The 11,605-nt window shown below is 40.6% G+C and carries 10 protein-coding genes, 1 tRNA gene, 1 rRNA gene, 1 other RNA gene and 1 other annotated feature; of the genes, 9 read left to right on the forward strand and 4 right to left on the reverse strand.

The genetic code is table 11. The features are described from left to right. Positions 1-74, forward strand: a 5S ribosomal RNA gene (gene rrf / locus AC1Q59_RS24410); the annotation flags it as partial. Between the two features lie 42 nt (positions 75-116). Here the strand turns inward: rrf and AC1Q59_RS24415 are convergent. Continuing rightward, positions 117-1,070, reverse strand: a complete 954-nt coding sequence (locus tag AC1Q59_RS24415) for a YaaC family protein (RefSeq protein WP_492368471.1) — start codon at positions 1,068-1,070, stop codon at positions 117-119. Positions 1,071-1,183: 113 nt separating this feature from the next. On the opposite strand from AC1Q59_RS24415, the gene guaB reads away from it, so the two are divergent. From guaB to AC1Q59_RS24445, 6 genes are all read left to right on the forward strand, one after another. After that, a complete protein-coding gene (gene guaB, locus AC1Q59_RS24420) occupies positions 1,184-2,650 on the forward strand; it encodes an IMP dehydrogenase (RefSeq protein ID WP_492368472.1) in 1,467 nt (488 codons plus the stop codon). 260 nt (positions 2,651-2,910) lie between these two features. Then, positions 2,911-4,218 (forward strand): D-alanyl-D-alanine carboxypeptidase family protein, encoded by a 1,308-nt coding sequence (locus AC1Q59_RS24425; RefSeq protein ID WP_492368479.1) that lies wholly within the window; start codon positions 2,911-2,913, stop codon positions 4,216-4,218. A 167-nt stretch (positions 4,219-4,385) separates the two neighbouring features. After that, positions 4,386-5,270 (forward strand): pyridoxal 5'-phosphate synthase lyase subunit PdxS, encoded by an 885-nt coding sequence (gene pdxS, locus AC1Q59_RS24430; RefSeq protein WP_492368480.1) that lies wholly within the window; start codon positions 4,386-4,388, stop codon positions 5,268-5,270. Between the two features lie 11 nt (positions 5,271-5,281). After that, complete coding sequence (gene pdxT / locus AC1Q59_RS24435) at positions 5,282-5,857, forward strand: pyridoxal 5'-phosphate synthase glutaminase subunit PdxT (protein ID WP_492368473.1); 576 nt, start codon at positions 5,282-5,284, stop codon at positions 5,855-5,857. Positions 5,858-5,924: 67 nt separating this feature from the next. Then, positions 5,925-6,148 (forward strand) — a binding site (T-box leader). Positions 6,149-6,198: 50 nt separating this feature from the next. Next, positions 6,199-7,473: a serine--tRNA ligase gene (gene serS, locus AC1Q59_RS24440; protein ID WP_492368474.1), complete on the forward strand. Its 1,275-nt coding sequence runs from the start codon at positions 6,199-6,201 to the stop codon at positions 7,471-7,473. Between the two features lie 102 nt (positions 7,474-7,575). Beyond that, a tRNA-Ser gene (locus AC1Q59_RS24445) sits at positions 7,576-7,668 on the forward strand. Between the two features lie 103 nt (positions 7,669-7,771). On the opposite strand, the gene AC1Q59_RS24450 is transcribed toward AC1Q59_RS24445, so the two are convergent. The 3 genes from AC1Q59_RS24450 to AC1Q59_RS24460 form a co-directional block, all read right to left on the reverse strand. Further along, positions 7,772-8,440, reverse strand: a complete 669-nt coding sequence (locus tag AC1Q59_RS24450; RefSeq protein WP_492368475.1) for a deoxynucleoside kinase — start codon at positions 8,438-8,440, stop codon at positions 7,772-7,774. Next, positions 8,424-9,077 carry a deoxynucleoside kinase gene (locus tag AC1Q59_RS24455; RefSeq protein WP_492368476.1) on the reverse strand — a complete coding sequence of 218 codons (654 nt, stop codon included), beginning with the start codon at positions 9,075-9,077 and terminating at the stop codon, positions 8,424-8,426. The genes AC1Q59_RS24450 and AC1Q59_RS24455 overlap by 17 nt, the downstream gene beginning before the upstream one ends. A gap of 162 nt (positions 9,078-9,239) precedes the next feature. Further along, positions 9,240-10,529 (reverse strand): glycosyl hydrolase family 18 protein, encoded by a 1,290-nt coding sequence (locus tag AC1Q59_RS24460; RefSeq protein ID WP_492368477.1) that lies wholly within the window; start codon positions 10,527-10,529, stop codon positions 9,240-9,242. A gap of 104 nt (positions 10,530-10,633) precedes the next feature. Here AC1Q59_RS24460 and tadA point away from each other — a divergent pair, with 104 nt between their 5' ends. Beyond that, entirely contained in the window at positions 10,634-11,164 is a 531-nt protein-coding gene (gene tadA / locus AC1Q59_RS24465) for a tRNA adenosine(34) deaminase TadA (RefSeq protein WP_492368478.1), read from the forward strand. 79 nt (positions 11,165-11,243) lie between these two features. After that, an RNA gene (gene ffs / locus AC1Q59_RS24470) (signal recognition particle sRNA large type) lies at positions 11,244-11,508 on the forward strand. Positions 11,509-11,605 lie beyond the last annotated feature (97 nt).

Below are 11,605 nucleotides of genomic sequence, written 5' to 3' on the forward strand. Positions count from 1 at the left end.
ACACGGAAGTTAAGCTTCTCAGCGCCAATGGTAGTTAGGGGCTGTCCCCTTGTGAGAGTAGGACGCTGCCAAGCAAATGTAAAAGAGCACCGAGAGGTGCTCTTTTTTGTATTGAATTACTTTTTTTCTTTGAGTATCTGATAAATTAAGTATGGCCCTTTTTTTGCGGTTAGATTGAGAAAAGAGCGAATAAAGGGATAATCCTCGTTTGGCATCATCTTAATGAGCTCGCTCCACCATTCTGTTTCATACCTGGCAATCATACTAAGGTTATACAATAACAAGTAATGAATGAGCAGTTCAGGAAATTGGTTTAGGTCATTTTTTGCTAAAGGAAAGTAATACTGACTGCTATCCATGCAGTATTTAATGGGCAAAAGCTTGTTTTGCTGCTGCTCATCCAAATTAAAATGAATAAAGTCTTCATCAGGTTCCTGCAGGGATATGCTCGATGACATTTCTCTTTTAAGATAATCCAAAAAGTGTGTTTCGGTCATAAAATAATGATCGAGAATTTTTTTAGGCAATGAAAATTGTTCTCCCTGTTTATTAAGTTTTAAGAAGTTACTTTTGCCTGCCGTTTCGATGAACAAAGAATTTAACTCAGGCAATTGTGCAAGGAGTTCCTTCATGGTTGCCTTTTGACCTTCCAAATGTTTCATGTGAAACATTTTCATTCCCATATAAGGGAAAAGTCCGCTCTTTTGAAATCTTACCTCATCTTGAAAAAAATGATATTGCTGTTTTTTCCTTTTTCTTGCCGATACACCATGGGCAAGAACGGAGGTTGTTTCTGGATAATTAGGGTCGACTGTTAAAATGCAGGCTTTAATTAAATGAACAAATCCATAAAAAAGGAGAATTGGCTGTATAACGATGGGGGCCAATTTTGCTTGTTCGTAATATATTTGTGCATGTTCAAGATAATAAATAAATGGATAACAATTTTCGTAGCTCTTTTGGTCCGCTGATTCAATGTTTAATCTACGGTAGGAATTCTTAAGGAATTCCTGTGAATTGCTTGCTGAACAAAAATAAAGAAATGAATCCCAGTGTTTAAAATTCTGCATGTAAAGCGTCCTCCAAGAATTTAGAAAAGTCTAACATATTAAAGTATCCTTGACAGTATTTTGTCCAATTGATAACCTACTAATAATATTTTCAAGTCATGGGGGTAAAAAAAATGTGGGAAAATAAGTTTGTTAAAGAAGGTTTAACATTTGATGATGTATTGCTTGTTCCTGCTAAGTCAGAGGTGCTTCCGCGTGATGTTGACTTAAGCGTGCAGCTTACGGAAAAGATTAAATTGAATATCCCTATCATTAGTGCCGGAATGGATACAGTTACAGAGGCAGAAATGGCAATTGCCATGGCACGACAAGGCGGCTTAGGCATTATTCATAAGAATATGTCCATTGAGCAGCAGGCAGAGCTTGTTGATAAAGTCAAGCGCTCAGAAAGCGGAGTTATTTCAGACCCATTTTTTCTCACCCCGGAACAGCAGGTATATGACGCCGAACATTTAATGTCGAAATACCGCATTTCAGGTGTTCCAATTGTTAATAATCACGAAGAACAAAGACTGGTTGGTATTATTACTAATCGTGATCTTCGCTTTATTTCAGATTACTCTATTCTAATTTCAGATGTAATGACGAAAGAGGATCTTGTAACAGCTCCGGTTGGAACCACTCTAGCAGAGGCAGAGAGAATCCTTCAAAAGTATAAAATTGAAAAGCTTCCTCTTGTGGATAATGATGGTATTCTAAAAGGATTAATTACCATTAAAGATATTGAAAAAGTCATTGAATTCCCTAATTCAGCTAAAGACGACCGGGGCCGCTTGTTAGTCGGAGCTGCTGTCGGTGTAACAAATGATACATTGAGACGTGTTGAGGCGCTTGTACAGTCCCAAGTTGATGTGATTGTTCTAGATACAGCCCATGGTCATTCAAAAGGTGTATTGGACGCTGTGAGGCAAATACGAGACGCATACCCTGATTTAGATATTATTGCAGGCAATGTAGCAACTGGAGAAGCAACAAAGGCATTGATCGAAGCAGGTGCAAGTGTTGTTAAAGTTGGAATTGGTCCTGGTTCTATTTGTACAACAAGGGTTGTTGCAGGTGTAGGTGTACCTCAAATAACAGCTGTTTATGATTGTGCAACAGAAGCTAAAAAGCATGGAAAAGCAATTGTTGCAGATGGAGGCATTAAATATTCAGGGGATATTGTTAAGGCATTGGCAGCTGGCGGACATGCTGTTATGCTTGGAAGCTTATTAGCTGGTGTTTCTGAAAGCCCTGGGGAAACAGAGATTTTCCAAGGACGCCGTTTTAAGGTGTACCGTGGCATGGGTTCAGTGGCTGCTATGGAAAAGGGATCAAAAGACCGTTATTTCCAAGAGGATGCAAAGAAATTTGTTCCTGAAGGAATTGAAGGACGTCTTCCTTATAAAGGACCTCTTGCAGATACCATCTATCAGCTTGTTGGCGGAATTCGCTCTGGTATGGGGTATTGCGGATCCAAAGATTTGCTGGCATTAAGAGAGAATTCAACTTTCATTAGAATGACCGGTGCAGGACTTAAAGAAAGCCATCCGCATGACGTTCAAATAACAAAAGAAGCTCCAAACTATTCTTTATCATAATATTTATTTAATGCCTGTAAAGACAGAGAGGTTTCGTGCTTCTCTGTCTTTTTTATGGAACAATAGTCCTTTAATAAAGTAGGCCAAAACGTATATAAATCTATTAAAAATTCCCTTTAATTTTGGGGAAAGATTAGGTAAATCCTAAATCTATTTTTTAATAACGAGTTATGATAAAATAGCAAACGTGTACTAAAACGTTGGAGGGCTTTGTATTGAAAAAATATCGTAAATATGTTGCATGTTTCTTAACGCTGATTATGTGTATTGGGCTTTTTCCAAATATTCATAGAGCTCACGCAGAAGATTTATTAAATATTAATGCCGATGCTGCTATTTTGGTAGAGGCGGATACCGGAAGAGTTCTATATGCGAAAAATCCAGATCAGGTGCTTGGCGTTGCCAGTATGACAAAGATGATGACCGAGTATCTTCTTCTTGAAGCGATTAAGGAAGGCCGGGTTAAATGGGATCAGGAATATTCTGTTACAGAGTATGTTTGGAAGATTTCCCATGATAGAAGCTTATCAAATGTTCCGCTGCGAAGAGATGGGAAATATAATATTCGCGAGTTATATCAAGCAATGTCCATTTATTCAGCCAATGCAGCAACCATTGCTATTGCTGAAACCATTGCGGGGTCAGAAGAGAACTTTGTTAAGATGATGAATGATAAAGCAAAGGAACTGGGATTAAAGGATTACAAGTTTGTAAATTCATCTGGTTTAAATAACTCCAATTTAATGGGCTATCACTCTGTAGGAAATGCCGATGAAGAGAATGTAATGTCGGCTAGAGCAACGGCGAAATTAGCTGCCCGGTTACTAAAGGACTTTCCGGAAATTTTAGAAACAGCTAGTACGCCAAAGATGAAGTTCAGAGAAGGGACAGATGATGAAATTAATATGGAAAACTGGAACTGGATGCTTCCAGGGTTAGTTTTCGAGTATGAGGGCGTTGACGGATTAAAAACAGGTACAACTGAATTTGCAGGCTTGTGCTTTACTGGAACAGCCGAGAGAAATGGAACTCGGTATATTACCGTTATTATGAATGCCCGTGATAAAAACGGCGGCATCAATGATAAAAAAGTACGTTTCGATGAAACAGCTAAAATGTTCAATTTTGCTTTTAATAATTTTAATCAAGAAGAGATTATTAAAGAAGGGTATCAGGTAAAGGGCAAGAAGACTCTGCCTGTTACAAAGGGAAAAGAAGATAAAGTGGCTATTGAGACAAAAGATGCCATCTCAATGCCTATTAAGAATGGTGAAAAGGAAAACTATAAGCCTGTAATTACTTTTGATAAAAAGAAGTTAAATGATAAAGGTGAACTGACTGCACCGGTTAAGAAAGGTGAAAAGGTTGGTACATTAACCATTGAATCAAAGGATGGAAAGTCATTAGATTTCTTAAGTGAAAACGGCAGCAAATCTATTAAGGTGGATGTCGTTGCGTCCCAAGACGTGGAAAAAGCAAACTGGTTCGTACTGATGATGCGCGGAATTGGCAGTTTCTTTGGCAACGTATTTGGAGGGATTTCCTCAACTGTAAAAGGTTGGTTTTAGTCGATAAAAGGGGATTCTTGTCTTGACAGGAATCCCTTTTTGTAGTTTATTTTTCATTAGGGAAAGATAATTATTATTGTTCTGATTTAAATTGATGTAATATTTTCCTTTATCTTATTTTAAGAAAATTTTCAAACCATCAAGAGATGGCATAAAAAAGGGGGAGCATTATGAATACAGGTACAGATCGTGTAAAACGTGGAATGGCAGAAATGCAAAAGGGCGGCGTCATTATGGACGTTGTTAATGCAGAGCAGGCGAAAATTGCTGAGGAGGCTGGTGCTGTTGCAGTAATGGCACTTGAACGGGTGCCTTCTGATATTCGTGCAGCTGGCGGTGTAGCAAGAATGGCTGATCCTCGAATCGTCGAAGAGGTTATGAATGCTGTTACGATTCCAGTTATGGCTAAAGCACGTATTGGACATATCGTAGAAGCACGTGTTTTAGAGGCAATGGGAGTAGATTATATAGATGAAAGTGAAGTATTAACTCCTGCCGACGAAGAGTTTCATTTAAATAAAAAGGAATACACAGTACCATTTGTTTGCGGTTGCCGTGATTTAGGAGAAGCTGCACGACGTATTGGAGAAGGAGCTTCTATGCTTCGTACAAAAGGTGAGCCAGGAACAGGCAACATTGTTGAAGCAGTTCGTCATATGCGCAAGGTTAATGCACAGGTTCGCAAGGTAGTAGCCATGGATGAAGATGAGTTAATGACGGAAGCAAAGCTTCTAGGTGCACCGTATGAACTGCTTCTTGAAATTAAGCGTCATGGAAGCCTGCCAGTTGTTAACTTTGCTGCCGGCGGTGTTGCCACACCAGCAGATGCCGCTCTAATGATGCAATTAGGTGCAGACGGCGTATTCGTCGGATCTGGTATCTTTAAGTCAGAAAACCCAGCAAAATTTGCAAGAGCTATTGTAGAAGCTACAACACACTACCAAGATTATAAGCTGATCGCGGAACTTTCCAAAGAGCTTGGAACGCCAATGAAAGGAATTGAAATTTCAACTTTGGCTCCAGAAGCTCGCATGCAGGACCGCGGCTGGTAAGGGGAATTCACATGATAAAAGTTGGAGTACTCGGCCTGCAAGGGGCAGTTAGAGAGCATGTTCGATCAGTTGAGAATTGCGGTGCTGAGGCCGTTGTCATTAAGCGCAAGGAACAGCTTGATGAGGTTGATGGATTGATCCTTCCCGGCGGAGAGAGTACAGCAATGAGGCGCTTAATTGACAAGTATGATTTTATGGATAGCCTTAAAAGTTTTGCCCAGTCAGGTAAGCCCATGTTCGGTACTTGTGCAGGACTAATTTTGCTGGCAAAGCATCTAAATGGCTATGATGAGCCACATATTGGGGTCATGGACGTGCTTGTGGAAAGAAACTCTTTTGGCCGCCAAGTGGATAGCTTTGAGGCAAAATTGGACATTGCAGGTGTAGCTGAGGATTTTGAGGCAGTGTTTATCCGTGCTCCACATATTGTACAAGCTGGGGAGAATGTTGAGGTTCTTGCCAAATATGATGGACGTATTGTTGCAGCACGTGAAGGACAATATCTTGGATGCTCCTTCCACCCGGAATTAACTAATGACGACCGCATAACTGCTTATTTTATCAATATGATCAAAGAAGCTAAATAAAATCTTTGCATATTTCAGTTGAAAACTGCTGATAATTATAGTACATTATGAATTACAAATTCTTATAGCTAAAGCAATGATAGGAACTAGTAACGGGATGTTCAATCATTAGAGAGCCGATGGCTGGTGAAAATCGGTGTTTGAAACCTGTGAATCCATCCTTGAGTAAGGTACAGAACACCAGACTTTCTGGAAAGTAAGTACCTTCGGATAAATCCGTTATTTATTTAAGGTGGAAGGCATTATTTGTCTTCAACTAGGGTGGCAACGCGGGTAACTCTCGTCCCTTTTTAGGGACGGGAGTTTTTTGTGTTTGATAAAATTAGTAAGGAGGAAGTCAGATGCTGGATATTAAATATCTAAGAGCCAATTTTCAAGAGGTAAAACAGAAGCTTGAACACAGAGGAGAGGACCTGACCGATTTAGGGAAGTTTGAAGATTTGGATGGGAAGCGGCGCGAACTGATTGTCCAGGCAGAACAATTAAAGAGCAAACGAAATGAGGTTTCTCAGCAGGTTGCAGCATTAAAGCGCGATAAACAGGATGCAGACCATCTTATTAAAGAAATGAGAGAGGTTGGCGACAAAATTAAAGTGCTTGATGATGAGCTTCGTGTCGTTGAAGAAGAACTTGATCAGCTCATGCTAAGCATTCCAAACATCCCTCATGAAAGCGTGCCAGTTGGGGAGACAGAAGATGACAATGTGGAAGCATGGAAATGGGGAGAAATTCGAGACTTTAAATTTGAACCAAAGCCACACTGGGAAGTTGCGGATCAGCTTAATATTCTAGACTTTGAACGTGCGGGAAAAGTAACAGGCAGCCGGTTTGTTTTCTATAAAGGGCTAGGTGCCCGCCTGGAACGTGCCTTATTTAACTTCATGCTTGATCTTCATACAGAAGAGCATGGGTATACAGAAGTTCTGCCTCCGTATTTAGTCAATCGTGCCAGCATGACTGGAACAGGACAGCTTCCAAAGTTTGAAGAAGACGCCTTCTTAATTGAAAGCGAAGATTATTTCCTTATTCCAACTGCAGAAGTGCCTGTGACGAATATGCATAGAGATGAAATTTTAAGTGCTGATCAGCTGCCAATTTATTATGCTGCTTTCAGCGCGTGCTTCCGGTCAGAAGCGGGCTCTGCCGGCCGAGATACACGCGGATTAATCCGCCAGCACCAATTTAATAAGGTAGAGCTTGTTAAATTTGTTAAGCCAGAAGATTCTTATGAAGAATTAGAAAAGCTTACAAAGAATGCTGAAAAGGTCCTTCAGCTTCTGGGGCTTCCATATCGTGTTATGAGCATGTGTACAGGCGACCTTGGATTTACAGCTGCCAAAAAGTATGATATTGAAGTGTGGATACCAAGCTACGGCACCTACAGAGAAATTTCTTCTTGCAGTAATTTTGAAAGTTTCCAGGCGCGAAGAGCAAATATTCGCTTCCGCCGTGATCTAAAAGCAAAGCCAGAGCCTGTTCATACACTAAATGGCTCAGGACTTGCGATTGGCCGTACGGTTGCAGCAATATTGGAGAACTATCAGCAGGAGGATGGCAGTGTTATTATTCCTGAGGTATTGCGGCCTTATATGGGGAATAAAGAGGTTATAAAATAATAAAAAAATTTATATTTCTGGGCGGATAGCTCCGTCCAGAAAAATATTTTTTTATTTATTGACTTTAATAAAAAACAATGTTATAGTACTACTTGTCGATACGGAGGAATACCCAAGTCTGGCTGAAGGGATCGGTCTTGAAAACCGACAGGCGGGTCAAACCGCGCGGGGGTTCGAATCCCTCTTCCTCCTCCATATGATTGATATCTAACCATGCGCATAAATTGGAGAAAAAGCCACTGCAGATTTGCAGTGGCTTTTTTTGAACTAAACAAGAATAGCTGCCTTTTTAAGGCAGCTATTTCTTAAGGAATTGTGTTTGCTCCAAGAAGCGGGAGATTCTTTCAATAATTGGTTCAACCGAATCATGATTATTTTTAATATCGTAGTCGTTGATATTTAATCGTAATACAGGACAGGCATTGAAGGAATTGATCCAGTTTTCATACCGTTGATGCATTTCCCTCCAATATGCCACAGGCGTTTGCTGTTCCATTGGCCGTCCTCTCTCCTTGATGCGCTCTAGAATATCATCAATGGATCCTTCTAAATAAATTAAAAGATCTGGATGAGGGAAATAGGGGGTCATGACCATTGCGTCAAACAGGCTTGTATATGTTTCATAGTCTACCTTGGACATGTTCCCCTTATCATAATGCATTTTTGCAAAGATCCCTGTGTCTTCATAAATAGAACGATCCTGGACAAAGCCTCCGCCATATTCAAAAATACGTTTCTGTTCTTTAAAGCGCTCGGCGAGAAAATAAATCTGCAAATGAAAGCTCCAGCGGCTGAAATCTGCGTAAAAGTCATCTAAATAAGGGTTTGTATCTACTTTTTCGAATGATGTGCGAAACTGCAATGCTTTTGCTAGAGCATTCGTCATTGTAGACTTTCCGACTCCGACAGTACCGGCAATCGTTATGACTGAAGTAGCAGGAATGCTGTATTTATCTCTGAGGTTCATCAAGGCTGGCTCCTTTTTCTAATAAGTTTTGAAGAGAATTGAATATATAGGTTCGATCATTGCTGTTTTTTACAAAGTCCAGTTCATCTCCATTAAATCGGAGGATGGTTACATTCGGATTCTGTGCGGCAAATGTATTCATTGCCTGCTCATAGTCATTGGAAAGTGCCTCCAGATAAAGAGGGCTAATATTTTTTTCAATGTCCCGTCCTCTCTTTTTAATGCGCTCTAGAAGCGTATCAAGACTGGCATGCAAATAAACGATGACATTGGGAACGGGCATATCGTGAGTTAAGATATCATAGATTTTTATATATTTTAGATATTCTTCCTGATTCAATGAGCGATTAGCAAAGATAAGATTTTTAAATATATGATAATCAGATACAACCGGTTTATTATTATTTAATAAATGAGCTTTCGTATCTGCTAGCTGTTTATAACGGTTGCAGAGGAAAAACATTTCTGTTTGAAAGCTCCATTCCTCAATATTTTCATAAAATTTCCCCAAAAATGGATTTTCGTCGACGATTTCTTTCAGTAGATGAAAGTTAAAATGAGCGGAAATGGCCTTTGCTAAAGATGTCTTTCCAACACCTATAGGCCCCTCAATAGTGATAAACGGTACTTCCCCCATGAAAAGGTCCTCCTGCTTCTTAATTGGGTGTCTATACTTAATCTGTATAATTTCTTAAAAAAATGACACAAAAGTTATTTTATCATACACAGAAACGGGAAGGGGATTGGTTTTTATCTGGAAAAACAAGTAAAAAAAACAGCTGCCTTTAGCGGCAGCTGTTTATTGCGTTCTTTTCACAACATTAAAGTTCTCCACAATCAATAGCCAGTTTTGCGGGAAGGAAAGCCCCAGTTTCCAATAGCTCATTCCCCTCAGATTTAGTTCTTTAATTAAATCAAATTTCGCCTGGATGGAGCGGGCATCCTCAAACCATACTTCATGCTCTTTGCCTTCTGAATCTGTGTATTTAAAGAAAGGCGCTTGTGCCTTTGTGTCATATTGAATGGCAACATTGTTTTGTGCAGCAATTTGAATGGCCTGCTGGGGACTGACGGCTTTAGCAACTGTCCCTTGAACAAATGGAAGGGTCCAATCATATCCGTATAGATTTTGCCCCATCAAAATTTTTGACGAAGGGATTTCTGTTATTGCATAGTTTAATACTCTTCTGACCTGGTCAATAGGCGAAACAGCCATTGCCGGGCCGCCGCTGTATCCCCATTCATAGGTCATAATGACAACAAAGTCAACAATTTCACCGTGGGACTTATAGTCGTGGGCGGTATACCATTCCCCTTGCTGTGCGGCGCTAGTCTTTGGCGCCAATGCGGTTGAAATGAGCCAGCCATTTTGTTTGAAACGGTCTTTTGCTTTTCTTAAAAACTGGTTATAGGCTTCCCGATCCTCGGGGCGCAAGCGTTCAAAGTCAAAATGGATATCTCTGAAGCCATATTTCTGCGCAGTTGCAACGATATTATCTAAAAATTTATTTTGAATATCCATATTCGTTAATAGAATTCGGCCTAGTTCGCTGCTGAACTGATCATTTTCTTGGTTTGTTATAACCATCATTAATACATTGTTATTAGTGCGGGCGATAGATGGAAAATTATTCAGGAGCGGTTCCTTTAAGGTGCCGTCCCTAAGGGCCTGGAAACTGAATGGGGCCAGATAGGTTATATAGGGGGCAGCGTTTCTTGCGCTTTCTTCAAGATTGGGGGCAACAGATGTCCCTCTTGGCTCTACATAAGCATTGAATTCTGCTTGCGGCTTTGGTCTCGGCGGAATATATAATCTTAGACCTATCCGAAGAGGAGTATTCACTGATATCCCATTTATAGAAGCCAATTCCTGATATGACATGTCAAATCTTCTGGCAATAGAAAATAAGCTGTCCCCGCTTTGAACCCAATAGAAACGCCCGACTATTGGAATAACCAGCGCCTGGCCAACGACAAGATTATTGGGGTTTGGCAGTTCATTTGCTTCAACAATATCATTAACAGTTGTACCATATGCCTGTGCAATACCGGTTAGTGTTTGGTTTGGCAAAATAACGTGAATTTGCAAATTTAAGCCCTCCTTTAATACAATGAGCACTACCACCATTTTATGAGTAGGCTAGCAAAGTCATGTTATAATATTTTCGAAAAATAAAAGGATGGATTATAAAAATGCCGCAATTTGAAGAATCGGATGAGAAATATATGCTCGAAGCCATCAAGGAGGCAAAAAAAGCTGAACAGATCGGCGAGGTGCCAATTGGTGCCATTATTGTTTTAAATGGTGAAATAATAGCCAGGGCACATAATTTAAGGGAGAAAAATCAGAATTCCTTAGCCCATGCAGAACTGCTTGCCATTGATCTGGCATGCCAGAAACTCGGAACTTGGCGGCTTGAAGATGCAGTTCTTTATGTGACTCTCGAGCCATGTCCAATGTGTTCGGGCGCCATTGTCCTTTCACGTATTAAAAAGGTGGTGTATGGGGCAAAGGATCCTAAAGGCGGCTGTGCAGGCACCTTAATGAATCTTTTGCAGGATAGCCGCTTTAATCATCAGAGCGAATTGGTATCAGGAGTTCTGGAAAAGGAAACCGGTGAATTGCTATCTGATTTTTTCAGAAACCTCCGTATGCGGAAAAAGGAAGAAAAGAAGAGGAAAGAAAGCATGCTGGGTGATCATACAGAAATTGACAGTTTGTAAGAATTGATTTTTCTCCAGATAGCTTGTATACTTATAAATGTGTCACAGGATGACACAACTAAATATGGTTTCAACTTTGCCGTGCTAGGCGGGGAGGTAGCGGTGCCCTGTACTCGCAATCCGCTCTAGCGAGGCTGAATCCCTTCCCGAGGCTGGCTGTCTGTAGGGCCTGCCTTATGTAAGTGGTGTTGACGCCTGGGTCCTGCGCAATGGGAATCCATGAACCATGTCAGGTCCGGAAGGAAGCAGCATTAAGTGGACGCTCCCATGTGCCGCAGGGTTGCCTGGGCCGAGCTAACTGCATAAGTAACGCTTATGGGCGTCAGTCGACGGAAGGTGCACGGCAGTTAATTTTAAAATAAACAAGAGGCTGGGACAAAACCCTCCTCTGAAATGAAAAAGCCTGTGAAATTTTACAACGAGTAAAATTTCACAGGCTTT

Source organism: Cytobacillus sp. MT66 (genome assembly GCF_058792595.1).